Source organism: Aminobacter sp. P9b (genome assembly GCF_045345995.1).
Classification (GTDB): domain Bacteria; phylum Pseudomonadota; class Alphaproteobacteria; order Rhizobiales; family Rhizobiaceae; genus Aminobacter; species Aminobacter niigataensis.
Genome location: NZ_CP150083.1, coordinates 140657 through 165201 on the forward strand (window position 1 = coordinate 140657; position 24545 = coordinate 165201).

The 24545-nt window shown below is 64.8% G+C and carries 21 protein-coding genes; 6 read left to right on the forward strand and 15 right to left on the reverse strand.

All coding sequences use genetic code 11. The features are described 5' to 3' along the window. Positions 1-19 precede the first annotated feature (19 nt). The gene (locus tag WHT83_RS24820; protein ID WP_108610081.1) at positions 20-940 is read left to right on the forward strand and encodes an amino acid ABC transporter permease; all 921 of its coding nucleotides are present in this window, start codon (positions 20-22) and stop codon (positions 938-940) included. Beyond that, a complete protein-coding gene (locus tag WHT83_RS24825) occupies positions 937-1740 on the forward strand; it encodes an amino acid ABC transporter ATP-binding protein (RefSeq protein WP_404801309.1) in 804 nt (267 codons plus the stop codon). Before WHT83_RS24820 ends, WHT83_RS24825 begins: the two co-directional genes overlap by 4 nt. Positions 1741-1803: 63 nt before the next feature. Here the strand turns inward: WHT83_RS24825 and WHT83_RS24830 are convergent, their stop codons facing one another. The 3 genes from WHT83_RS24830 to WHT83_RS24840 all read right to left on the reverse strand — a co-directional run bounded on the left by WHT83_RS24830 (position 1804) and on the right by WHT83_RS24840 (position 6258). Then, positions 1804-4008: an esterase-like activity of phytase family protein gene (locus tag WHT83_RS24830; RefSeq protein ID WP_406874078.1), complete on the reverse strand. Its 2205-nt coding sequence runs from the start codon at positions 4006-4008 to the stop codon at positions 1804-1806. A gap of 98 nt (positions 4009-4106) precedes the next feature. Continuing rightward, the gene (gene metB, locus WHT83_RS24835) at positions 4107-5273 is read right to left on the reverse strand and encodes a cystathionine gamma-synthase (RefSeq protein WP_341878598.1); all 1167 of its coding nucleotides are present in this window, start codon (positions 5271-5273) and stop codon (positions 4107-4109) included. 139 nt (positions 5274-5412) lie between these two features. Next, positions 5413-6258: a LysR family transcriptional regulator gene (locus tag WHT83_RS24840; RefSeq protein WP_341878581.1), complete on the reverse strand. Its 846-nt coding sequence runs from the start codon at positions 6256-6258 to the stop codon at positions 5413-5415. A gap of 127 nt (positions 6259-6385) precedes the next feature. Between WHT83_RS24840 and WHT83_RS24845 the strand changes: the two genes are divergently transcribed. Next, positions 6386-7051, forward strand: coding sequence for a 5-formyltetrahydrofolate cyclo-ligase (locus WHT83_RS24845; protein ID WP_268738256.1), 666 nt, complete (start codon positions 6386-6388; stop codon positions 7049-7051). Between the two features lie 174 nt (positions 7052-7225). After that, the gene (locus tag WHT83_RS24850) at positions 7226-7630 is read left to right on the forward strand and encodes a group II truncated hemoglobin (RefSeq protein WP_268738257.1); all 405 of its coding nucleotides are present in this window, start codon (positions 7226-7228) and stop codon (positions 7628-7630) included. A gap of 111 nt (positions 7631-7741) precedes the next feature. Here WHT83_RS24850 and WHT83_RS24855 read toward each other — a convergent pair whose 3' ends face one another. Next, positions 7742-8419 (reverse strand): aspartate/glutamate racemase family protein, encoded by a 678-nt coding sequence (locus tag WHT83_RS24855; protein ID WP_341878582.1) that lies wholly within the window; start codon positions 8417-8419, stop codon positions 7742-7744. Positions 8420-8421: 2 nt separating this feature from the next. After that, positions 8422-9870 (reverse strand): MFS transporter, encoded by a 1449-nt coding sequence (locus tag WHT83_RS24860; protein ID WP_183263874.1) that lies wholly within the window; start codon positions 9868-9870, stop codon positions 8422-8424. 239 nt (positions 9871-10109) lie between these two features. On the opposite strand from WHT83_RS24860, the gene WHT83_RS24865 reads away from it, so the two are divergent. After that, positions 10110-10952 carry a MurR/RpiR family transcriptional regulator gene (locus tag WHT83_RS24865; protein WP_108610357.1) on the forward strand — a complete coding sequence of 281 codons (843 nt, stop codon included), beginning with the start codon at positions 10110-10112 and terminating at the stop codon, positions 10950-10952. A gap of 33 nt (positions 10953-10985) precedes the next feature. On the opposite strand, the gene pta is transcribed toward WHT83_RS24865, so the two are convergent. The 8 genes from pta to tauA all read right to left on the reverse strand — a co-directional run bounded on the left by pta (position 10986) and on the right by tauA (position 19601). Next, positions 10986-11984 (reverse strand): phosphate acetyltransferase, encoded by a 999-nt coding sequence (pta, locus tag WHT83_RS24870; protein WP_341878583.1) that lies wholly within the window; start codon positions 11982-11984, stop codon positions 10986-10988. After that, the gene (locus tag WHT83_RS24875) at positions 11984-13018 is read right to left on the reverse strand and encodes a YeiH family protein (RefSeq protein ID WP_183263876.1); all 1035 of its coding nucleotides are present in this window, start codon (positions 13016-13018) and stop codon (positions 11984-11986) included. Before WHT83_RS24875 ends, pta begins: the two co-directional genes overlap by 1 nt. A 73-nt stretch (positions 13019-13091) precedes the next feature. Beyond that, entirely contained in the window at positions 13092-14867 is a 1776-nt protein-coding gene (gene xsc, locus WHT83_RS24880) for a sulfoacetaldehyde acetyltransferase (RefSeq protein ID WP_108610354.1), read from the reverse strand. 43 nt (positions 14868-14910) lie between these two features. After that, positions 14911-16311, reverse strand: coding sequence for an FAD-dependent oxidoreductase (locus tag WHT83_RS24885; protein WP_341878584.1), 1401 nt, complete (start codon positions 16309-16311; stop codon positions 14911-14913). Positions 16312-16334: 23 nt separating this feature from the next. Further along, positions 16335-16715, reverse strand: coding sequence for a nuclear transport factor 2 family protein (locus tag WHT83_RS24890; protein WP_341878599.1), 381 nt, complete (start codon positions 16713-16715; stop codon positions 16335-16337). Positions 16716-16862: 147 nt separating this feature from the next. Further along, positions 16863-17690 carry an ABC transporter permease subunit gene (locus WHT83_RS24895; RefSeq protein ID WP_341878585.1) on the reverse strand — a complete coding sequence of 276 codons (828 nt, stop codon included), beginning with the start codon at positions 17688-17690 and terminating at the stop codon, positions 16863-16865. Continuing rightward, a complete protein-coding gene (locus WHT83_RS24900; protein WP_108610351.1) occupies positions 17683-18495 on the reverse strand; it encodes a taurine ABC transporter ATP-binding protein in 813 nt (270 codons plus the stop codon). The genes WHT83_RS24895 and WHT83_RS24900 overlap by 8 nt, the downstream gene beginning before the upstream one ends. A gap of 86 nt (positions 18496-18581) precedes the next feature. Beyond that, positions 18582-19601 carry a taurine ABC transporter substrate-binding protein gene (tauA, locus tag WHT83_RS24905; RefSeq protein ID WP_183263880.1) on the reverse strand — a complete coding sequence of 340 codons (1020 nt, stop codon included), beginning with the start codon at positions 19599-19601 and terminating at the stop codon, positions 18582-18584. A gap of 157 nt (positions 19602-19758) precedes the next feature. Here tauA and WHT83_RS24910 point away from each other — a divergent pair, with 157 nt between their 5' ends. Continuing rightward, positions 19759-21237, forward strand: coding sequence for a PLP-dependent aminotransferase family protein (locus WHT83_RS24910; protein ID WP_341878586.1), 1479 nt, complete (start codon positions 19759-19761; stop codon positions 21235-21237). A gap of 6 nt (positions 21238-21243) precedes the next feature. On the opposite strand, the gene WHT83_RS24915 is transcribed toward WHT83_RS24910, so the two are convergent. Both WHT83_RS24915 and WHT83_RS24920 read right to left on the reverse strand, forming a co-directional pair. Further along, on the reverse strand, positions 21244-22158 hold the full coding sequence (locus WHT83_RS24915; protein ID WP_406874079.1) for a DMT family transporter: 915 nt from the start codon (positions 22156-22158) through the stop codon (positions 21244-21246). Next, a complete protein-coding gene (locus WHT83_RS24920) occupies positions 22142-24541 on the reverse strand; it encodes a PIG-L deacetylase family protein (RefSeq protein WP_341878587.1) in 2400 nt (799 codons plus the stop codon). The genes WHT83_RS24915 and WHT83_RS24920 overlap by 17 nt, the downstream gene beginning before the upstream one ends. Positions 24542-24545 lie beyond the last annotated feature (4 nt).

Sequence of the window (24545 nt, forward strand, 5' to 3'; positions counted from 1 at the left end):
TTTTTGAGAGGGCGCCTGAATGGACCGGGCCGAAACGCAAGCACCGCCGGAGGCGCTGACCGTCGTACCGCTGCGCCACTATGGCCTTTGGGTCGGCACGGCGATCACGCTGGTCATACTCGGGCTGATCTTGAAGGCTCTCGCCACCAACCCGGCCTTCGACTGGCCGACGGTCGGCAAGTACCTGTTCCACCCCTCGATCATTCGCGGCCTGGGCCAGACGCTGCTGCTGACGGTCACCATCATGGTGCTGGCCATCATCATCGGCACCATCGTTGCCATCATGCGGCTGTCGCCGAGCCGGATCCTCAACGCCTTCGCCAGCGCCTATATCTGGTTCTTCCGCGGCGCACCGGCGCTGATCCAGCTGATCTTCTGGTTCAACCTGTCGCTCATCGTGCGCGAATTCTCGCTGACCCTGCCATTCGTCGGCACGCTGTTCACGATCAAGACCAACGACGTCATGACGCCCTTCGTGGCTGCCGTCATCGCACTGTCGCTGCATGAAGCCGGCTACATGGCCGAGATCGTGCGCGCCGGCATCAACTCGGTGGCATCAGGCCAGACCGAGGCAGCCGGCAGCCTCGGCATGAACCACCGGCTGATCCTGCGCCGCATCACGTTGCCCCAGGCGATGCGCTTCATCGTGCCACCGACCGGCAACGAGACGATCAACCTGCTGAAGACGACATCCCTGGTCACCATCATCGCGGTCAACGACCTGCTTTATGCCGCGCAGAGCATCTACGCCCGCACCTTCGAGACCATACCGCTGCTGATCGTGGTGGCCTTCTGGTACCTGTTCGTCGTCACCATCCTGTCGATCGGGCAGCACTACATCGAGCAATATTATGGCAGAAGCGACCAGCAGCAGGGTGCGTCCCTGGGCGAGATGTTGAAACGCGCCTTCAGGTTCGGACGGGTGGCACAGCCAGCATGACATCGAAAGCAGAAAACCAGGCCCGCTTCGGCGTACCCGACAACTCCATGGTGTTTGCCCGCGGCGTGCGGAAATCCTTCGGCAATGTGGAAGTGCTCAAGGGCATTGACCTCAACGTGCCCACAGGATCGGTCGCCTGCGTCATCGGCCCTTCGGGCTCGGGCAAGAGCACCTTCTTGCGCTGCATCAACCACCTGGAGGAGGTCAGCGGCGGCGTGCTCCTGGTCGACGGCGAGTTCGTCGGCTACGACCTACGCCACGGCAAGCTCTACGAGGTCAACAACAAGCTGCTGTGCCAGCGCCGCGCCGACATCGGCATGGTGTTCCAGTCGTTCAACCTGTTCTCGCACATGACTGCGCTCGAAAACCTGATCGAGGCGCCGATGATGGTCAAGGGCATGTCCAAGGCCGAAGCCAAGGACAAGGCCTTTGCACTGCTCGAACGCGTCGGGCTTTCGGCAAAGGCCGACGCCTATCCGCGCCAGCTTTCCGGCGGGCAGCAGCAACGCGTGGCGATTGCCCGTGCGCTGGCGATGAACCCCAAGGTCCTGCTATTCGACGAGCCGACCTCGGCGCTCGACCCCGAGCTGGTCGGCGAAGTGCTGGTGGTCATGCGCGACCTTGCCGAAAGCGGCATGACGATGGTGGTGGTGACCCACGAGATCGGCTTTGCCCGCGAGGTCGGCGACCAGTTGATCTTCATGGACCGCGGCGTCGTCGAAGAGCGGGGCGAGCCAAGGGAAATGATCGCCAACCCGCAATCGCCGCGGACACGGGAGTTCCTGTCTCACGTGCTGTGAGAGGCGGCTCTTCAAGCATAAAAAGGGGCAGCGCCGAGCGCTGCCCCCTTTTTCGAACGCCGCTCAGTTGATGGCGGCGATATTGCCGAGGCGCAGAAACAGGGTTTCGCCCGAGGAGTCGTCGACGCCGTCATTGTCGGTGACGACGAAGGCTTCGCCTGACGCATCGATGGCGAAGCCCTCGACCTTGTCGACGACGTAGCCGTTGGCCGACTTGAGATCGGGCAGCAGGTCGCGCACCAGCGCCTTTTCCACCACCGGCAGTTCGCCGCCAAGCTTGGCCGGCTTGAAGCCGTCGAGCGCCACCGCATAGATGCGCTTGTTTTTGGCTTCCGCGCCGATCAGGTTGTCGCGCTCGACGATATAGAGCTTGCCGTCATGGGCGGTGATCTCCGACAGGCCGACCCAGCCCTTTTCGGTGGCGTCGAGCGGATAGCGCACCGCCGACCACTCCTTGGCCTTGGGCTTGTAGGCGAGCAGCTTGACCTGGCCCTTCGGATCGTCGGCCCATTCACGCTGGATCGCCATGACCAGCGTCAGATCGTCGCCTTCGCCGACAATGGTGATGCCTTCGAGGCCGAAACGGGTCTCGCCGGCCAGAAGCTCGGCCGGGAAGGCGATCTCTTCCTTGATCTCGCCCTTGGCGTTGACGTTGTAGACAGCGTGCGGGGTCAGCTTGTCGCTGCGGCCTTCGGAAGCCAGCCAGAAGCCGCCCTTGCCGTCGGCCACGAGGCCTTCGAGATCGAGCTTCTGCGCCGGCTGGCCGTCGCGCGTGACGATGGTCTTTTCGGCGATCAGGGCCGGGGTCTTGGTGGTGTCGATGGTGAAGATCGCAGGCGCCGAACGATAGACCGAGTCCGACACGGCATAGAGCTTGCCGGCTTCCTTGGGATCGGCAGCGAGGCCCGAGAGTGCACCCCAGCCGAGCGGGGTGCCGTCGTCCTTGAAGCTCGAGACGACCTGCGGATAGGCAGCGTCACCCTCGCCAAGTTCGTAGACCATGACATGCGAGCGGGCGAGGCCGTCCTCGACGAGATCGGTCTCGTTGGCGGTGACCAGGAGCTTGCGCTGCGGGATGGCGACCAGGCCTTCCGGCCCGATGCCCGAAGGCAGCAGCTGGAGGAATTCGGGCTCGGCACCGGTGTCCTTGTAGACGCCGACGAGCGAGGCGCGTTCGGCCGCCACGAAGATCAGCTTCTGGTCGCCGAAGCTTGCGAATTCGAGGCCTTCGGGCTCGATGCCCTTCTTGTTGCGGGCGTCTGGATAGCGGCCGGCGGCGGCCGCCTGATATTCGAAAGCCGGACCGGATCTGTACAGCACCTCGCCAGCCCTAGAGAAGATGGTGAATCCGCGCGCGCCGCCCTTGTAGTCGCCTTCATTGGCGACGACGAGGCGCTCGTCGTCGAGCCACTTCACCGCGTCGGGTTCGCGCGGCGCATTCTCGACCTTGCCGGCAAAAGACAGCGCACCGTCCTTCTTGGTGTCGACGTTTTCGAGCGTGACCTCGCCGGCCGGGAAGTGGGAAACGACCTTGCCACTGGCGGCATCGACGATGGCGATGTGGTTGTTTTCCTGGAGCGTGACGGCGATCTCGCCCTTATCGTTGAAGGCGACGAATTCCGGCTCCGGATCTTCAGGCGAAACAGTGGCGATGCCGGTCAGGTCGACGGTCTTGATCGAGGCGCAATCGGGCGCGCCGTCGTTCAGCTTCACGATCTGGAGGTTGCCAGCTGGCAACTGCGGCAGGGCGCCTTCGTTGAGTTCCTCATCGCGTTCGTTTTCAATGGCGACGGCAAGCAGCTTGCCGTCCTTGCTCAGCGCCACCGAGTCGGGCTGGCCGCCGAGGTCGCAGCTGGCCTCGATCTTCTTGGATGCCAGGTCGATCACGGTCAGGTTGCCGGATGGCTCCTGCTTGCTCTTCGACGTGTTGACGCCGGCGAGCACCTTGCCGCCTAGCACGGTGACCGAGGTCGGCTCACCGTCGATCTTGACGATGCCGGCAGCCTTCGGCGCCTTGGGGTCGGTGAGGTCGATGAAGCCGACGGCGCCGAGCGGGCTATCGGAATAGACGAGCGTCATGCCGTCTTCGGTCGCGGTGATGATTTCCGACGACGTCGGCGTGGCCGCATCGACGTCGGCCGGCAGGTTCTGAGAGACCGGGAAGGTGGCGACGCGGTTGAAGACTTCTGCCGCGTGAGCGGGGAGGGCGGCCGACGCGGCAAGCGCGGTGGTCAAGAGCAGGAGCTTGCGGTTGATGTTACCTGACATGGTGAAACCTCTTTGCCTGAACGGAATTGCGGGTTCCGTTTGGGGCAGCGAGATTTCAGCACGATGACAGCTGAATGATGGTTTGGTGACAGCCGGTCCTATAGCACCGTGGCGATGGCCGCGAGCGCCGTTTCCAGGTCGGAGATCAGGTCCGTCTCGGCCTCCAGCCCGATCGACAGCCGCAGCAGCCCGTCGCTGATGCCTGCCGCCAGTCGGGCTTCGGCGCCCATGCTCGCGTGGGTCATGGTGGCGGGGTGAGCGACCAGGCTTTCGACGCCGCCCAGCGATTCCGCCAGGGTGAACACTCTCACGGCTTCGACGAAACTGCGGACCGCATCGACGCCGCCGGCCAGTTCGAAACTCAGCATGGCGCCGAAGCCCGCCTGCTGCGCGCTGGCGATGGCATGGCCGGGATGCGACTTCAGGCCGGGATAGTGGACCGCGCTGACCTGCGGCTGTCGTTCCAGGAATTCGGCTATGGCTGCGGCATTCGCCTGCTGGTGCTCGATGCGCGGAAACAAGGTACGCAGGCCGCGCAGGGTCAGATAGGAATCGAACGGCGCTCCCGTCACGCCGGTGATTTTCGCCCAGTCCGACAGCGCCTCGACGTCCGCCTTGTCGGCGGCGATGACTGCGCCGCCGACCACGTCGGAATGGCCGTTGAGATATTTCGTCGTCGAATGGATGACGAAATCGGCCCCCAGCGCGATCGGCCTCTGCAGCGCCGGCGACAGGAAGGTGTTGTCCACGGCGACCTTGGCGCCGGCGCGCCTGGCCCGGGCGGCAATCGTCCTGATGTCTACGACGCGCATCAATGGATTGCTCGGGGTCTCGATGAGCACCAGCGCCGGTTTCCTGGCCAGCGCTGCGAACAATGCAGCCTCGTCGCCCTGGTCGACGAAAAGCACGTCGAACTGTCCCTTGTCCCGTCGCAGGGACAGCAGGCGGTAGGTGCCGCCGTAGCAATCATGCGGTGCCACGACGAGATCGTCTCGCCCCATCAATCCCAGAACCAGGTCGACCGCGGCCATGCCCGAGGCGGTCACCACGGCCCCCGCGCCACCCTCCAGCCTGGCGAGCGTATCGGCAAGCAAGTCTCGGCTGGGATTGGCGGCACGCGTGTATTCGTAGCTGCCGGGTCTCTCGAAACCGGGGAAGACGAAGGTGCTCGAGAGGTAGAGTGGCGGGTTGACGGCGCCGAAACCCTGGTCGCCGGCGATGCCGTTGGCCGCAGCGACAGTCCTGGGTTCCCTTGGTTCGGTCATGCCGGTCATTCCTTCCATCCGCCGTTGGAAAGACGACCTAAGCACTGGGTCCGACAGCAGGCAAACGAATGATATTGCTGGTTGCCTGCAAGAAATTTGCTGCAAAGGGCACTTGAACCGCCCTGATCTCAGGCTGTGCCTATCGAACGACCTGCTTCAGCCCGTCCAGTGCCTCCTGCACGTCTGTGCGTCCCTCGCTTGCCTCGGGGTAGACGGCATAAACCGGATAGGTGAATTCGGGCGCGCCCTCGACCGTTTCGAGCTCACCCGCAGCGATCAGCGGCGCGACGACGCCCTTGCGGAAATAGCCCATGCCGCCGGCGCGCAGGATGTAGCTCAGGCCGAGCGGTCCAAGGCCGACGAACAGCCCCGGCTCGCCGAATGCCGTCGAAGTGGCATCGTGCTGGGCGGCGAACAGCGGCCCCCAGTCGACATAGACATAGGTGCTGGCCGCATCCCGCTCACCGTCCTTCGCCACCGTCCGGACGAGCACCAGCTGTTCTTCCTGCAGGATCTCGACCCTGAAACCCGGCAGCAGCTTGGGCGCGTAGAGGATGGCGATGTCGAGCACGCCAGTGCGCAACTGGTCGAGCAACTGGTCGGGAACGCCGACATGGGCATGGATGGCGATCTCGGGCTTGGCCTGCTTCATCCACACAAGCCAGTCGAGCAACAGCGGGTTCCACAGGCTGAGTTCCCCACCGAGCGCGACGACACTCGTGCGTCCGGAGGGGATGGCGAGCTGGTGCCTGGCGCGTTCCCAGATCTGGACGAACGACTGGGCGTAGCGTTCGAACTCGCGGCCGGCCGGCGTCAGCTGGGCGCCGTTGCGGTTGCGGGTGAAGAGTTGCCGCCCAAGCTCCTCCTCCAGCGTACGTATGCGCGCGCTGACCGTCGTCTGGGTCACGTGCAGCCGGTCGGCGGCCCTGAGGAAGCTGCCGCAGTGGACGATTTCCAAGAACGTACGGGCGCGATCTATGTCCATGGCATCCAGTTCAAAGCAAAATTATTGCACTCATATAGCATTTAATTCCGTTTGCGTTCTTGTTTGGCGCGGCGCAATTTTTCGCAAAGGACGACGTGGGTCGTCATCGTGGCAAAGGAAACGGTAGATGATATCCGACGAAAAGGGTGCCCCTCCCGAAACGCACGAATATGCCTCGCCGCCGTGCTTCATGCACGAGCTGTCGCCCGACTATCAGGCTCAGGCGGTGTCGCGGGACAGATGGCCCGAGGTCACCAGATGGCGCAAGGCCGAACGCACGCGGCTGATCGACGAGCGCCTGTTGGTCGGCGCCGAAGAGCGGACGGCGAAGTCGGAACGCATCGCCGCGGCGCTTGACGAGGCGATCGGCAAGGTGTCCGGCCGGCTGGTCAGCGTCTACTGGCCGTTCCGCGGCGAGCCGGACCTGCGCAACTGGGCGGTGCGGGTGATCATGCGCGGCGGCAGGATCGCCTTGCCCGTCGTCATCCAAAAGGCGTGGCCGCTGGAGTTCCGCGTCTGGTCGCCGGGCGACCCGCTGGAGCGCGGCGTATGGAACATCCTCGTGCCCTCGCACGGGCCGGCAGTGCAACCCGATGTCGTCATCGCGCCGGTAGTGGGCTTCGACGATGCCAACTACCGCCTCGGCTATGGCGGCGGCTTCTTCGACAGGACACTGGCGGCAATGCCTAGAAGGCCGCTGGTGATCGGGGTTGGCTACACCGGAAGCCGGATTCCGACGATCTATCCGCAACCGCATGACATTCCGATGGACGTCATCGTCACCGACGAATGAGCGGGGGATAATAAGTCGCGGGTCCGGACGGCACTTGGCGCTTGTCGCGGAGCATGCCGGTGTTACGTTTTGGCTACGCCGGGAGCGGAGCATTCCGGTTCTTCACGCCATTGGCCAGCTTGGGGTCCAAGGCGTCATTGCGCAAGCGTACCAGACCGGAGGAGGTAGGTAATCTTGAACGAAGTTGTGCAGAAGGGGCGGTCGCTCTACCACGAACTCGGCGGCGAGGAGGCCATCCGGCGGCTGGTCGAGATTTTCTACGACATCGTCGAGCAGGATGAAGACGCTGCGGAGTTGCACCTGCTCCACCGCAGGGGCCACGGTGTCGCCCACTCCCGCGAGGAGCAGTTCAACTATCTCTGCGGTTTCTTCGGCGGCCCGAGCTACTACGTCCAGAAGCATGGACATTCACGGCTGAAGGAGATCCACGAGCATGTCGCCATCGGTCCGGAACTGCGCGACCTCTGGCTGAAGTGCATGCGGCAGGCTGTCGACAAGGCGGAACTGCCGGAACGCCTGCAGGACCTCATCATGCGCCATTTCACCTTCGCCGCGGAGACGACGCGGAATCGCGAATAGGGCCCCATTCCGGTTCGGAACGAGGCCCTATCGATATCTTCGCGCCTGATATTTGCCAGGGCGTGGTTCCCGATTTGCGGGAGCAGACCCCGGGGTTAGGCGAAAGCCGCCTCAGCAGGCCACTTCCGCACTGACCGGCACAAGGCAGAGCACCCGCTCCATGGCACAGGGAATGGGTGCGATGATCGGCGTCTCGAACATCGGCTGCAGTTGCTCGGCCGCCTGGCCGAGCGGGCCGCCGCCGATGATGACCGCTTCGGCTCCATCCAGTTCGATGCATTCGCGCACCGCTTCGGCAAGCGACCGCTCGAGCAGCTTTTCATCTCCTGCCACAGCGATGGGATCGCCCGGCGTGCACCGGATGCCCGAATAGAGATGGGCGAGCCCCAGGTCGCGGGCGCGGCCGGCAATCGCTTCGGCAAGGTCAGGTGTCGTCGTGGCGACGCCAAACCTCCGCCCGTCGCGCGAAGCCTCGATCATCGAGGCCTCGCAGATGCCGACCACAGGAACGGCGACCCGTTGCCTGAGTGCCGCAAGGCCGGGATCGCCGAAGGCGCTGACCACGATGCCGCGGCAGTCCGCATCATGGCCGACACCGATCTCGATGACCTGGTCGGCGGCAGCTTCGAGCTGTGCGCCGTTGACGATCATCGGCGGGTTCCGGCTGGCCGTGGCAACCGCCACAGCCATTCGTCCTGTTGCGGTCTTGCGCGCAATGGCATGCATCATATCGCTGGTTGCGCGCGAGCTGTTTGGATTGATCAACAGGATGTGTGGGGCCGTGTTCATGTTTACGCTCTTGCTTGTGCCTGCAAGGTCGACGCTTCGGGCGTTTCGACCTCCGCCGGCTGGGTAAGATCTTCCATCGACATGCCATAGGTCTCGGGACCCATCTGGATGCAGACGGCGAAAACCGCATACATCGCTGCCGCCAGCCCGAACACGCCGATCATGCCGTAGTTGTCGAACAGCGCGCCCGAGATGGTGGGCACGAAGGAGCCCGCCGCCGATCCCGTCGCCAGGATGAAGGCAACGCCGAAGGCGCGGATGCGGGTCGGGAACAGTTCAGGCGCATAGATCCAGATGGAGGTGTTCAAGAGCAGCACGAAGAACTGGAAGATCGCGCCGAACATGAGCACCAGGTAGATGTTGGTGCCGAGCGTGGCGATCGACACGGCCGCGAGGCAGGCGAAGATGGCGCCGACAGTCAGTACCTTCTTGCGCGGGAAGTAGTAGCCGAACATCGACGCAGCGATGGCGCCGAGCACGCTGCCGCTCTGGATGATCATCGAATAAAGCAGGCTGCCCTGCAGCGTGTAGCCCATGGACACAAAGATGATTGGCATCAGCGTCAGCACCGACAGCTGCGCGCCGTAGCTCATCAGGATGGCAATGGCGACCGGGATGGTGCGGCCGAGGTAGGGCGCGCGGAACAGCTCTTTCCAGCTGTCCTTGGCCGGGGCTTCCTGTGCCTGGTCGTCCTTGAGGTACTCGCGCACGACAAGGTTCTTCGGACGCAGCGTTCCCGATTCCAGGATCGACAGCACCTTGTTGGCCTCCGCTATCCTGCCCTGCGAGGCAAGGAAGCGCGGCGTCTCGGGCACAAAGCGGCGGTAGAACACCACCAGCAGCGCGGGCAGCGCGAGTGCGGCAAACAGCCAGCGCCAGCCGTCCTCGCCCGGGAAAATCGTGAAGATCAACAGGCCGAAGGCAGGTGCCAGGAAGTTGCCGAAGCCGCCGGCGCCGACATTGACCAGGCCCGCGGCCGTGCCGCGGAACTTGGGCGAGCAGAACTCTGATAGCATGGTCACCGCGGTCGAAATCTCGCCGCCGATGCCGAAGCCGACGATACCACGCGCGATTGCGAGCGCGGCGAAGTTCGGCGCCAGTGCGCAGGCAAGCGAACCGATGGTGAAGAGCAGGAGATTGAAGGTCAGCATCACGCGGCGGCCATAGCGATCGCCGAGAATGCCCGACAGGAGCCGCCCGATGGCCGCGCTGCCGAAGGTGATGGTGTTGAGCAGGCCGATGTCGGCGCCGGTCAGCCCCCAGCTTGCCTTGAGCATCGGCCCTGAAACGCCGATCGTGTTCTGCTCGAAGGCGTCGAACAGCACGCCGATGAGCACCAGCGCGATGATCTGCTTATGGGCGCCGGTGACACCTATGCGGCTTAGCGCTCCCTCAAGTTGTCGAATGACCGGCGATGTCTTGCCGGATTGCACCATACTTTCCGCTGCCATGGTTTCTCCTCCCTTGGCTGAACCAGATGTGAAAACTGATTTTCACGAAAGTATCATATGAAATTGGCTTTTTACAGCTGAATCTTATGGAGGGCCCCAATGTCTCGCGGCCAGCGGTTATGTCGTTGTGATTCCTGCGTGATTGGGACGATCCAAGCGATACTCCCCGATGTCTGCCCCTTGCGGAGAGGGCGCATCGCGCGCAAATGTGCACGACGACAAGCGTGGCGGACGACTGCATGACCCCAAAGGAACGGCCCTTTCTTTTCCGCGTGCGGGAGGCACTCGACCAGTTGCATCCGGCCGAGCGGCGGCTCGGCGACTTCGTCTGCGACTTTCCGGGAGAGCTGGCCAGCTACTCGGCGTCGGAACTCGCCAACCTGGCCAATGTCTCGAACGCAACCGTGTCGCGTTTCGTCAAGCGGTTGGGCTATGAAAACTACGAGGAAGCCCGCCGTCATGCCCGCGAGGAAAAGCAGACCGGCTCGCGCCTGTTCCTGACAACATCGACCGACACCGCCGGGGTCCAGTCGCTGGCGGCCCATGTGGCGCAGGGCATCGCCAACATCGAAGGCACCTTCGCCACCATTACCGACAGCCAGATCGATGCCGCGGTGGAGGCGATGCTGGCCAGCCGCAAGATCTGGGTACTCGGCTTCCGCAGCAGCCATCCCTTCGCCGACTATTTCCAGTGGCAGATGACGCAGGTGGTGGAAAACATCGTTTCCATTCCGGGCGGCGGGCAGACATTGGGCGAACATCTGGTCAGCGTCGGCAAGGACGACGTCGCGGTCGTGTTCGGACTGCGCCGCCGTATCGCGCGCATGGAAATGGTGCTCTCGGCCATCGAGAAAAGCGGAGCCAGGCTGCTCTACATCACCGACGAGGGCGTGCCCCACAGGCAGAGCGCGGCGTGGCACTTCCGCTGCCAGACGCTGGCGCCGGGACCTCTGTTCAACCACGTTTCGGCGATGGCGATCTGCCATCTTCTGGCGACCCGCGCCATCGAACGCGCCGGCGCCGCCGGCCGGACGCGCCTCAGGGGCATCGAGAGCTTCGGCGACGCACTGGAAGAGCTGTAGGAGCGCTCAAGCCGACTTGATGTCGTTGCTGAGCTAGCCCTGGTTCGCCTGAACCACCGTCACGGCAATCATGTGGTAGGCGTCGTCGACGCTGCAGCCGCGCGACAGGTCGTTCGCCGGCTTGGCAAGCCCTTGCAGGATCGGACCGATGGCGTCGGCCCCGCCGATGCGCTGGGCGATCTTGTAGCCGATATTGGCGGCGTCGAGATTGGGGAAGACGAAGACGTTGGCTTCGCCGTGCAGCGCCGAGTTCGGCGCCTTGGAAGCACTGACGGCTTCGACGAAGGCGGTGTCGAACTGCAGTTCGCCATCGATGAGAAGTTCGGGGTCCGCGGCATGCGCCAGGCGCGTTGCCTCGACCACCTTTGACACACGCTCGTGTGCCGCGCTGCCATTGGTCGAGAACGACAGCATGGCGACCTTGGCAGCGCCAGCCGCCAGCGCTTGGTAGGAGCGCGCGGACATGCGCGCGATGTCGGCGAGGCCGGCGGCATCGGGATCGACGACCAGGCCACAATCGGCAAAGACGAAGGCGCCCTTCTTTGCGTGATGGGGCTGGCACAGCATCATCAGGAAGAAGCTGGACACCAGGCCGACGCCCGGTGCCCGGCCGATGGTCTGCAACGCCGCCCGCACGGTATCGGCGGTGGTGGCAACGGCCCCGCCGACCGTGCCGTCGGCCTCGCCCTCGCGCACCATCATGGCGGCAAAGATCAGGGGGGAACGCAGGGCTTCCGCTGCCGCAGCGGCATCGACGCCCTTGGCCTTGCGCAGCTCGTGGTAGGCAGCAGCGAGCCGGGAGGCGAGGGGCGAAGCTTGCGGGTCCTCGATACGGAATTCCTGCGGGTCCGCACCAAAGTCGGCCAGCCGCCGCTCGATGACGCCGCGATTGCCGACCAGGGTGATTTCGGCGATGCCTTCGCGCCTGGCCCGGACCGCCGCCTCGACGATGCGCGGGTCCTCACCCTCGGCGAGCACGATGCGCCTGGGTGCCTGTTTCGCCGTCTCGATTATGCGTTCCAGTGGTTTCATCAGGCGTGCCCCAGATAGTAGATGCCGGCGAGGATGAAGAGGCCAATGAAGATTGTCTCGGCGACGATCAGCGCGACCGCATCGCCGCCGACGTCGAGCACGCGGCGCAGCGCAGTCTTCATGCCGACGGCGACGATGCCGGCGAGCAGCGCCCAGCGGGATGCTTCCATGCCGGCTTTCGAGACGGCTTCGGGAACGAGGCCGAATGAGTTGGCTGCCGCGAGGATGAGAAAGGCAATGACGAAGCCGGGCAGCAGCGGCGGGCGCTTGCCGGTCTCGCCGGCCGGCTGGGCGACATTGCGCGTGGCGATGGAGAAGATGAGCACCACAGGCGCCAGCATGGTCACCCGGATCAGCTTGACCAGCGTCGCCGTCTCGCCGGCCTCGGGGGAGACGGAGAAACCCGCACCGACGACCTGGGCGACGTCGTGGATGGTGCCGCCGAAAAAGATGCCGGTGGCGCGGGCGTCGAGCCCCATCGTCTGGGCGATGATCGGATAGGCGATCATGGCCAGCGTCGACAGCACCGTCACCGACAGCACGGTGAAGATCAGGTTGCGCTCGGAGAATTCATTCTTCGGCAGCACGGCGGCAATCGCCATGGCGGCCGACGCGCCGCAGATGGCGACCGAACCGCTGGTGATGAGGGCGAGGCGCCAGCCGCGGCCGAGCAGCTTGGCAGCGATGAGGCCGAAGACGATGGTCGCGGCGATGGCGGCGACCAGCAGCAGTATGGTACTGGCGCCGAGGCCGACGAGCAGGTCGACGCTGATGCGCATGCCGAGCAGGGCGACGCCGATGCGCAACACCTTCTTGGCGCAGAAGTCGATGCCGGCGACGCAACGTCCTTCCTCGGACAGGAAGTGGAAGGCGATGCCGAGCAGCAGCGCCATCAACATGGCCGGCGCGCCATAGTGGTCGGAGAGGAACTGCGCGGCAATCGCCACGGCACCGGTGACCGCGAGGCCGGGCCAATAGGTCTGTACCACCGAAGGCAGGCCATTGAAGCGTTGGGTTGCGGCGGCGGTGTTCATCAAATCATTCCCCGTCACGGTGCTGTAGTCCTCGCCCGCCCGGCGGACCGGGCAGGCGTGGGTTGTCGGCAGGTCAGGCGAGCTTCTGCTGGCGCATGTCGGAGCGCTCGATGCCGGCAACCGGCACCGGCTTCTTCATCGCGTCGCGGCGGAACGGCTCGCCGAGTTCCTGGTTGAGGATGACCTCGACGAAGGTGGTGACGCCCTTGGCCTGGTCGTCGATTGCCTTGTGAAGGGCCGCCGTCAGCGCCGCCGGTGTGTCGGCGACGACGCCCTTCAGCCCGCAGCCATCGGCGATCTTGGCGTAGCTGAGGTTGGGGTTGAGCTCGGTGCCGACGAAGTTGTTGTCGTACCAGAGCGTCGTGTTGCGCTTTTCGGCACCCCATTGGTAGTTGCGGAAGATCACCATGGTGATCGCCGGCCAGCCCTCGCGGCCGATGGCGCCCATCTCGTTCATCGAGATGCCGAAGGCACCGTCGCCGGCGAAGCCGACGACCGGAACGTCGGGTCGGCCGATCTTGGCGCCAACGATCGACGGGAAGCCATAGCCGCAGGGGCCGAACATGCCGGGCGCCAGGTACTTCCGGCCCTGCTCGAAGCTCGGATAGGCGTTGCCGATGGCGCAGTTGTTGCCGATGTCAGTGGAGATGATCGCCTCCTTCGGCAGCGCCGCCTGGATCGCCCGCCAAGCCTGGCGCGGCGACATACGGTCGGCTTCGCGGAGACGCGCGGTCGCGTTCCACTCGGTGCCGACGTCGTCTTCCTCGTGGTCCATCGACGACAGCTGCTGCAGCCAGGCCGAGCGGGTCTGATGGATCGCCGCCTTGCGCTCCTCGCGACCGGCATTGCCGGCGGACGGGCTCAGCTGTTCGAGGATCTGGCGCGCCACCTGCTTGGCGTCGCCGCAGATGCCGACGGACACCTTCTTGGTCAAGCCGATGCGGTCGGCATTGATGTCGACCTGGATGATCGCGGCATTCTTCGGCCAGTAGTCGATGCCGTAGCCCGGCAGCGTTGAGAACGGATTGAGGCGGGTGCCGAGCGCCAGCACCACGTCGGCCTTGGCGATCAGTTCCATCGCCGCCTTCGAGCCGTTGTAGCCGAGCGGGCCGGCGGCGAGGCGATGGCTGCCGGGGAAGGCGTCGTTGTGCTGGTAACCGCAGCAGACGGGTGCGTCGAGCCGTTCGGCCAGCGCCATCGAATCCGCGATGGCTTCGCCGATGACGACGCCGGCACCGTTGAGGATGACCGGGAACTTCGCCTCGGACAGAAGCCGGGCCGCCTCGGCGATGGCCTGCTGTCCGCCCGAAGGCCGCTCGAGCCGGACGATGCTCGGCAGGTCGACGTCGATGACATGGGTCCAGTAGTCGCGTGGGATGTTGATCTGCGCAGGCGCACAGCCGCGCCAGGCTTTTTCGATGACGCGGTTCAGCACCTCGGGAATGCGGGAGGGGTCGCGCACCTCTTCCTGGTAGCAGACCATTTCCTCGAACATCGCCATCTGGTCGACCTCCTGGAAGCCGCCCTGGCCGATGGTCTTGTTCGACGCCTGCGGCGTCACCATCAGCATCGGCGTGTGGTTCCAGTAGGCGGTCTTCATGGCGGTGATGAAACCCGTCACGCCTGGACCGTTCTGGCCGATAGCCATCGCCATGGTGCCGGTGGCGCGGCTGAAGCCGTCGCACATCATGCCGGCGTTGGTCTCATGGGCGCAGTCCCAGAACTTGATGCCGGCCTTCGGGAACAGGTCCGACACCGGCATCATGGCCGAGCCGATGATGCCGAACGCATGCTCGATGCCATGCATCTGGAGAACTTTGACGAATGCTTCTTCGGTGGTCATCTTCATGGTTTTGTTCCTTTCAAGTGCAGGTGGGGGCGGCCTGGGAGGGCTAGAGGATTTCGTCTTTAAGGTAATACCAGCGGTACATTCCCCACTGGCCGAGGCGCCTGAACGGCGTCAGCAGGCCGTGGCTCGGCAGCGGCGAGGTGAAGATCGGCAGGTCGAGTTCGCCGCCCTTGCCGGCGACCATCTGGGCCATGCGGCGGCCGGCCTGGGCCGAATACATGACGCCGTTGCCGCCATAACCCATGGCGTAGAACAGCTGTTGCTTGGGGTCGGGCCGGAAGATGCGCGGCATCATGTCGTGGCTGACATCGACCCAGCCCCACCAGGAGTAGTCGACCTCGATGCCGCGCAGGAGCGGGAACTTGCGGTAGAGCCCTTCGAGCAGGCGGTCGAGGTGCTTTGGGTTGACCGCGTCGCGGCCGGTAATGGCGCTGCGGCTGCCGATCTGCATACGGCCGTCCGGCAACATCCGATAATAGTGGCGCAGCGTGCGCGTGTCGGTCAGCGGGATGCGGGTCTGGAAGTTCAGCGTTTTGCGCTCGCTGTCGGTCAGCGGCCGGGTGACGATCGAATTGGACAGGATCGGCATCAGCCTGTGCCGCGTCAGGTCGTGCAGGCCGGGCGAGGTGTAGCCAGCCGTGGCGATGCAAACGGCGCGGGCGCGGACCGTTCCGCCAGGGGTGCGCAGATAGTGGACGCCGCCCTTGAGCTCGCTGCCGAGCACGGGGCTCGACGTGTGCACCCTGGCGCCGAGCTTGCGGGCGAGCCTGAGATAACCGAAGGCGAGCTTCGCAGCATGGATGCCCATGCCGTCGGGCTCGTACATCGCGCCTTTGGCTTCGGCGTCGCGGACGAAATCGCTATGGACCTCCTCGCGCCCGATCATGCGGGTCGGATAGCCGAAGACCTCGTTCAGCAGCCGCGATTCCTTTTCCAGCGACGGCAGCACCTTGTCGCGATGGGCGATGTAGAGATGGCCGCCGTCCTGAGGGTCGCAGTCGATCTCGGGCGAGCGGATCAGGTCGCGGAACAGGTCGAAGGCTTCGGCGATCTCGACATGCATCTTCTTGGCGACGTCGACGCCCCAGCGCTCGATCCACTGCGAACGCTTGAGACGCCCGGCGGAGATCTGTGCCTGGCCGCCATTGCGCGTGCTGCAGCCCCAGGCAACGCCGTTGGCTTCGAGCACCGTCGCCTTGATGCCGTGCTCCTTGGCCAGATGAATGGCGCAGGACAAGCCGGTGTAGCCAGAGCCGATGATGGCGACATCGACGTCGATGTCCTGGGTGACAGGACCGTCGTCTTCCGGCTGCGGGCCGGCGGTGGCGATCCAGTAGGTTGGCGCGTAGTCCTTGCCATCGCCGGGATTGGGCGCGCGTACGGGATCGTAGGCCGGGTCGAAAGGCTTCCTTTGAGCCACCGGCCGGGCAAGCTGTTGTTGCATCTCCTCGTCCTCCCTGGCCGTCTTCAGCGTTGCGCCGGAAGCAGCGGCCGGTTCTTGCGGAACGCCTGCTTGCGCACGATCTTGCCGCCGCTGAGCGTGAACAGATCGCAGCCTTCCGCCTCGACGCGGCTGCCGTCGCCATTGGTGCCTGAGAAGGTCCATTCGGACACGGCACGATCGCCGTGGACGAAGTGGCCGTGATGGGCCCAGTGCGCGTCGGGCATCGTCTTCCACACGCCGCTGAAGGCAGAGGCAATCGCCTCGGACCCCTCGAAGCGGGTGCCATGGACTTCCGGCCCGGCGACGCCGTTGAAGACGCAATCCTCGGCGAAGAAACGCATGACGCCATCGATGTCGTGCCGGTTGAAGGCGTCGAACAGGCTGGCAAGGTCGTCGGCGGTGATCGTCATTTCGTGGTCCTCGTCTCTGGCGGTGCCGTTGGGCATGGCTTCGCCGTGGCCGGGCAAGCCGGCAAACTGGTTCTGTCTGTTGGTCGTTGCTGGGCCGGGATCAGCCGGGCGGCGAATTTGCCGGGTGCGCGGGCCTTGCCATCAGATCTTGCCCTTCCAGGGGATCAGTGCCTTTTCCAGGTAACGGAGCATCAGGTCGAAGGCGAAGGCGAAGATGCCGATCACGATGATGCCCATGATGACCGTATCACTGGCGAGATATTCCGCCGCGTTCAGCACCATGAAGCCAAGACCGCGGTGGGCGGCGACCATTTCGGCCGCGACGAGCGTCGTCCAGCCAACCCCGATGCCGATGCGCATGCCGGTAAAGATCTCAGGCAGGGCAGCCTTGAGGATCACTTGGGAAATGACCTGGGCGCGGGTGGCGCCCATGGCGTAGGCGGCGTGGATCTGTTCGGTCGACACCGAGCGCACGCCGGCGCGGGCGGCGATGGCCATCGGCGCGAAGATGGCGAGATAGATCAGGAACACCTTGGGGAACTCGCCGATGCCGAGCCAGATGATGATCAGCGGCAGGTAGGCGAGCGGTGGCAGCGGCCGGTAGAATTCGATGATCGGGTCGAACAGGCCGCGCACGGTGCGGTTGACGCCCATCAGGATACCGATTGGCACGGCGGTAATCAGCGCCAGGAAGAAGGCTCCAAGCACGCGGCCAAGGCTCGCCAGCGTATGCTGGATGAGCGTCGAATTGGAGACGCCCTCGGTCATGGCGATGACGAACTTATCCCAGACGGCGAGCGGCGAGGGCAGGAACAGCGGCTTGACCCAGCCCATTTCGGTGATCAGCAGCCAGGCGCCGAACAGCACCAGCGCCGTGATCAGGCTGATATGGCCGCTCATGCCGTCGCCGGGGGCGCCGTAGATCTTGCCGGGGCGAACGGACTTGGCTCGGGAGAGGCGCTCAAGCATGGAGGAGTTCCGGGTTGCCGGACTGACGCTCGTCGCCATAGATGATGCCGAGGATTTGCTCGCGCATGTCGATGAAATCGCGGCTGGATTTGATTGCACGTGCGTTGCCCTCCTCGAGGAAGCGCCGATTGAAATCGAGCTCGTAGGTGTGGGTGATGCGGCCCGGACGCGGCGACATGACGATCAGCCGGGAGCCGAGGAACAGCGCCTCTTCGACGCTGTGGGTGATGAAGAAGAACATCTTGTTGGTGAGCTGCCAGACCTTGAGCAGCAGCTCCTGGATGGTTTCACGGGTCAGCGCGTCGAGCGCCGCCATCGGCTCGTCCATCAAAAGCATCGCCGGGTCGCAGGTCAGTGCACGGGCAATGCCGACGCGCTGCTGCATGCCGCCCGAGAGGTGGTAGATCATGTGGCGGTGGAAATCCTGCAGGCCGACCAGGGCGAGGTTCTTGGTGGCGAGCTCGCGCCGGGTCGCCTTGTCGACGCCGCGCAGCTTGAGCCCGAATTCGGTGTTGTCGATGACATTGAGCCAGGGCAGCAGCGCGTGCTTCTGGAAGACGACGCCGCGATCGGCACCGGGGCCGACGACCTGCCGTCCGCCGAGCGTGATGTCGCCGTCGGTTGGCGTCATGAAGCCGGCCATCAGGTTGAGCAGCGTGGTCTTGCCGCAGCCCGAGGCGCCGAGCGCTACGACAAAATCGCCGCTTTTGACCTCGAGGTTCACGCCCTTGAGCGCAATGACCGCCTGGTCGGTGTAGAGGCCTGGATAGGTCAGGCTGACATTGCTGACATTGAGGGTTTCCATCGCGCCGAGCCTTTCGAAGAAAATGCAGTGGTGTGGTGGAGTGGGTGCCGCCGGCGCAGTGATCCGGCCGGCGGCATCGCCTGATGCTACTTGGATGCCTCCTTGGCATAGCTGCTGTTGACGAACGGCGCGTAGTCGTCGAGCGCGTTGTCGATCTGCTTCTGGGCGACGAGGAACTTGGCGCTTTCGTTGAGCGCGCGCACCGCACCACCACCCAGCCAGGTATCCGAGGCTTGTTCGTCGGCATTCGGGAACGACAGCAGGTTCAGCGCTTCGACCGCGCCCGCACCGTCGCCGCCGATCAGCTTGACGATACCCTGGACCTGCGGCGAGTCAGCCGTCCAGGCCGCCTTGTTCTTGTTGTAGTCTGCGTAGGCTTCGGCCAGCACCTTGGTGAAGGCGGTCATGAACTTCGGGTTTTCCGCAGCCCACTTCTTGTCGGCGACGAGACCATCGAAGGTCGGCACCGATGCGGCACCGATGACTTCGGAATCCGAGATCACCTTGCCGTTCTTGAGCAGCTCAGACAATGCCGGCGGCCAGACATAGGCGGCGTCGATGTCGCCACGTTGCCAGGCGGCGATGATCTGCGGCGGCTTCATGTTGAGGATGTTGACCTCGCGCGGGTCCACTTTCCAGACCTGTTCGAGACCAACCAGGAGGTGGAAGTGAGAGGTCGATACGAACGGTACGCCGACATTCTTGCCCTTGAGGTCTTCCGGCTTCTCGATGCCCGAGCCGGTGCGGACGACGAGCGCTTCCGACTTGCCGATGTTGTCGAGGATCCAGAACAGTTCGAGCTCGACGCCGCGGGTGGCGGCGGCGGTGGTGCCGGTAGAGCCGATGACGCCGATCGGCACGTTGCCTGAGGCAAGCGCGGTCGAGATGTCGCCGCCCGAGCTGAACTGGCGCCAGTCGATGGTGTAGCCGGCCTCCTTGGCGGCTGCGTCGAAGCGGCCGTCGGCGATCGCGGTCACGAATGGACCGACGATCTGCTGGTAGCCGACGACGACCGTCGTCTCGGCGTAGGCAAGGCAGGACGTGAAGACGCCGGCCGCTACGGTTGCGGCGCTGGCCAAATACTTGAAATGCTTAAAGTGTATCATCGTTACCCTCTTTGTTTTGTTAGCTACCGGTTGTCCGGGAACTTGCCGGCTTTGATGCCGGTCTTGGTTCTGGCCATAGGGTTAAATGGAACACACCAATTGCCTTATATCCAGATTGGAAGTTGAATGATTCCAGATGAATGCACGGGCAAGGCCAATGGCGCACGCGACCGTCTCGGAAACGATCTTCTTCCTCGACCGCGCCAGCCGGATCGGGCTGCAGGCGCAAATCCGCGAGACCGTGGTCTCGGCGGTGCTGTCGGGCCGGCTGCAGCCGGGCGCGCAACTGCCCTCGACGCGCAAGCTGGCCGACTATCTCAACATCTCGCGCATCACCGTGACCCTGGCTTACCAGGAATTGGCCTCGCAGGGTTATGTCGAAACGGCCAGCCGAAGCTCGTATCGTGTTGCCGGCAATCCGCCGACAAGCGGACTGGAAGCGGCAACATCCGATGCCGGCGCTGACGAGATCGATTGGTCGGCGAAACTACGCAAAAGCTTCATCGTCGCCAAGCAGATGCGCAAGCCGCTCGACTGGCGGCGCTATCCCTATCCGTTCCTGTACGGCCAGATGGACCCTTCGCTGTTCGATCTCGGCGGTTGGCGCGACTGCGCCCGGCGCGCACTGGCACGCGAGGACTTCGAGCTCATGGCAGGCGATTTTGCTGCCGCCGACGATGTGCAACTGGTCAACTACATCTGCTCGCGGACACTGCCGAGCCGGGGCATCCGCGCCACCCCGGACGAGATCCTCGTGACTGTGGGTGCGCAGAACGCGCTCTGGATCGTCACCCAGCTTCTGCTCCGGCCGGGCGCGCATGCGGTGTGCGAGAACCCGTGCCACCCGGACATGAGCGCATCGCTTCGGCTGAGCGGTGCCGAGGTGTCGGCCATCGACGTCGACAAAGAGGGCCTGCCGCCGGCGGCGCTGCCGTCGCATGTCGACGCGGTATTTGTTACGCCCAGCCACCATTCGCCGACCGGCGCCACCATGCCCGTCGAGCGCCGCGCGGCTCTGCTGGCCGCCGCCGCTTCTGAGGACTTCATCATCGTCGAGGACGATTACGAGTTCGAGATGAGCTTCCTGGCGCCGCCGTCACCGGCGCTGAAGTCGTTCGACCGCAACGGCCGGGTCTTCTACATCGGCAGCTTTTCCAAGTCGCTGTTTCCCGGGCTGCGGCTGGGCTATCTCGTCGCCCCGGCGCCCGTCATCCGCGAGGCGCGCGCGCTGAGGGCGCTGATGCTGCGCCATCCGCCCGGGCACCTGCAGCGCACGGCTGCCTATTTCCTGGCGCTCGGCCATCATGACGCCGTGCTGCACCGCATGCGCGCCGAATACCACAAGCGCCACATCGTCATGGCCGAAGCCTTGCAGCGCAAGGGCTTCATCATCGCCGGCTCATCGGCCTTCGGCGGCACGTCGTTCTGGATAGAAGGGCCTGAGGGATTGGACGCCGACCTTTTGATGAACGAACTCAGGCAGGATGGCGTGCTGATCGAATCCGGCTCGCCGTTCTTCCCTGCCGACGATGGGCCCTGCCGTTTCTTCCGCATGGGCTATTCGTCGATCCCGCGCAGCCGCATCGTCGAGGGTGTGGCGCGAACCGCGGCACGCGTGAAGCGCATGCTGGCATGACGCGCCTCAGCCTTTGGGTCTGTTGTTACGTCGTTCGAGATAGGCTGTGGCCTGCAGCGCTGCAAGGACTACTGCCGCGCCGATGACGATGCGCGTGTCCGGTATTTCGCCGAAGAAGATGTAGCCGGCGGCGGCCGTCACCACGATGGAAAGATAACCGATCGGCGCGAGCACGCTGGCCTCGGCGAGGCGATAGGCGCGCAGGAAGCAATATTGCCCGGCCTGGGCCAGAAGGCCGATGCCGAGCAGGGGAACCCAGTCAATCGTCTCGACCGGCTGCCAGACGAAGATGGCGGGCACGGCGGTGATGACGGCGAGGCCGACCGTATAGAACACCATCATCACGGTGGTGTTTTCGTCGCGCAAAGCGCGCGTCTGGATGATCGCCAGCGAGCCGAACACCACGGTGCCGAACACCGCGAGCAAACCGAGGTTCCATTCAACGCCACCGGGCGCCAGCATGACCAGCACACCGGCAAAGGCGAAAGTGGCGCCGACCCAGCGCAATCGCGACACAGTCTCGCCCAGAAATGCGACCGCCATGGCCATGGTGATCAGCGGCCGCGAAAAGCTCAGCGCGTTGACCACCGCCAGCGGCAGCAGGGTGTAGGCCATGAATTGGCTGGTCAGCGCAATGGCGTTGCAGCTGACGCGCGAGATGTTCTGCCACGGATGCCTGGTGTGGCGGATGTGGTGGCGGTGCCGCCAGATCAGCGGCAGGATGAAAAGCAGGCCGATCATCGCCCGGATGAAGACGAGCTGGAAAGCCGGGTAGATGAGCCCCTGCGCCTTGACGAGCGCCGTCATGCCGCCGGCAACCAGCAGCATGTCGGCGAGCACCCAGACGATGCCCTCGCGGTTGGCCTTGTGCCGCTCCTCCCCCGCCTGGGGCGGCACGTCCGCGTCAGGCTGGCTGGACAAGATTTGCCATTAGCCTGAACGCACCTGGCACCAGCTTGTCCATCTGATGATGCAGGACGAGACTGGTATGGGTGTGGCGGCCCTTGCCTATCGGCGCCGAGACCAGCGCGCCCATCAGCGGCTGCTCGTTGACGTCGTGCATCGAAAGCAGCGGCTGATATGCCTCGTCCCAGCGGGAGACGAAATAGAGGCCGCGCTCCTTGTTCCAACCGGACCAGTCCTGCGGGCCGATGAGGTTCGGCCCGTTAAGCAGGACATGGTCCGGCACCAGCACCGTAACCTCGGCATCAGGATCCGTTACGCGCCAGCGTAAAGACGGCGAGCCGACCTCGAGTTTCCTCGGCGGCGTCGCTAGTGGATCCCAACCGTCGATCGGGCGGTGGTAGAGGGTGACAAGATGGCCGCCGGCTTCGACGAAGCGGTGCAGCTTCTCGGTTGCAGCGGCCAGATCCTTGCGGAAGCCGAAGGCAAAAATACCGACGACGACGGTGGTGTATTGCGACAGGTCGCCGGCGAGCGCCTTGGCGTCGAGTTCGGTGACATCAAGCCCCATGCGGGCAAGCCACAGGCCGACGCGATCGGCGCCGGCGCCGACATAGGCGACGCGCGCGCCTTGCGGCAGCTTGAGGTCGAGGGCCAGGATGCGCAGCGCCTCCGGCTGGCGATGGGTGACGCGGCCGATATGCGGGTAGACGATCGGGGTCAACCGGAGTGCCGGCCTGCCGCCGACGAGCGGCGTGATCGTGCTGAGCCCGGCCACCAGCTTGTCGGGCGCGCGGACGGCCTGGCCACCCTGCGCCAGCGACCAGCCGCCCTCCATGGTGAGGGACACGGGCGTGTCCTTGCCGGCGACGGTTGGAGAGACCGGCCATTCGCGCCGTGTCCCATCGAGCGGTGCGATGATGGCTTCGGGGTCCATGGCAACAGAACTCGCCGGCAGCACGACAAACGGCTCTTCGAGATCGAAGGTGGCACGGGCGGTGTGGCCGCCGAAGCTGGCCGAGACGACGACATGCGCCTCGCCATTGCCACCGAGCGCCGACCAGCCCACCGGATAGAGTTTGGAATAGGCGGCGTCGGCGGCAGCGGAAACCTCGAAGCTGCGTCGGTTGCCGGTGCCGGCGACGGGCTTGGCCGTGACGGCGCCGGGCAATACCGGCTGGATGCTGACGGAGCGGCCGTCGCTGCCTGGCGCGAGGTCGATGGTCAGCGTACCGGTTTCAGCCGGAGAAAGGCTCGACGGCGCAAGCACGGCACGGTCGAAGATGCCGGCGGCCTCGATCAGCGCGGCATCGATCTCTCGCGCCTTGCGGTCGAGACGGTGACGATGGAGCTCGAGGAAAGCGGGCGAAGCGGCCGCCCGCGCAGCCTCGAGCTGGTGTACAGCATCGGTGAGGGCCGCAATGATAGCATCGGCATTGGGGAAGGCGGAGATCGCCTTTTCGATTGCCGAACCCGCCGCCTTCAATGCCTGCGCGGCTTCGTAGGAGAGATCCCTGGACGCCGCGAGGTCGGCGAGCGTCGCCGGCAGGCCGTCGAGCACCGAAGCCTCGGCCCTGGCCCCGTCGCTTGCCAGCAGCAGATGCAGCGGCCAGCGTGTGTCGGCGCGGTCGGGCCAATGGCCCATGCCCTGGGACGCGTGATAATAACGCGACCATTCGCCGATGCGGTCGTATTCGGCGCCCGTCGCCGGTTCGCGGCCTGGTGCGTCGACGATGACCGTCGCATCGGGCGGCGGCACTTCGTCGTCATAGGTGTCGCCACCGCCAGACCAGGCCGGCAGGTAATATTTTGCTACCTGCCACGGGCTCATGCCTTCGGCAAAATGCTCCGGAAACGCTTTCGGGTCAGCCGCGAGCCTGATCGCGGTTTCGGCGGCGCGCGTCATGGCGCGGTGGTGGCCGTGCTGGCCGGGAACGTCGAGGAATGTCGGGATGACGATGTCGGGCCGCTCGCTGCGGTAGGCCCGCACCAGCCGCTCGACGGTTCGCATCTCGCCCCAGCGGGCAAAGGTCTGGTCGCCGTCCTTGGAAAAGCCGAAATCGTGCACGGCATCGTCAGGACCGTGGCCGAGCCAGACGACGTCGGCGTCGAGTGCGCGGGCGGCCTCTTCCATCTCGCGCGTGCGCATCATGCCGAGCACGCCCAGGCGCTCCGGCCCGAGCGAATTCTGGCCGCCTTCGCCGCGCGTCGAGCAGGCGACGATGACGCGCATGCCGAGACCGAGACGGAGCCAGGCGAGCAGCCCGCTCTGCTCGTCGTCGGGATGCGCGCCGGTGTTCATCATGGTGACGGTGGAATTCAGGCGGCTGAGCGCGCGGTGAAGCCTGACCAGCGACGGGCTGGATTTCTGTCTCTCGATACGTTCGCGGGCGCTCAGCATTCAG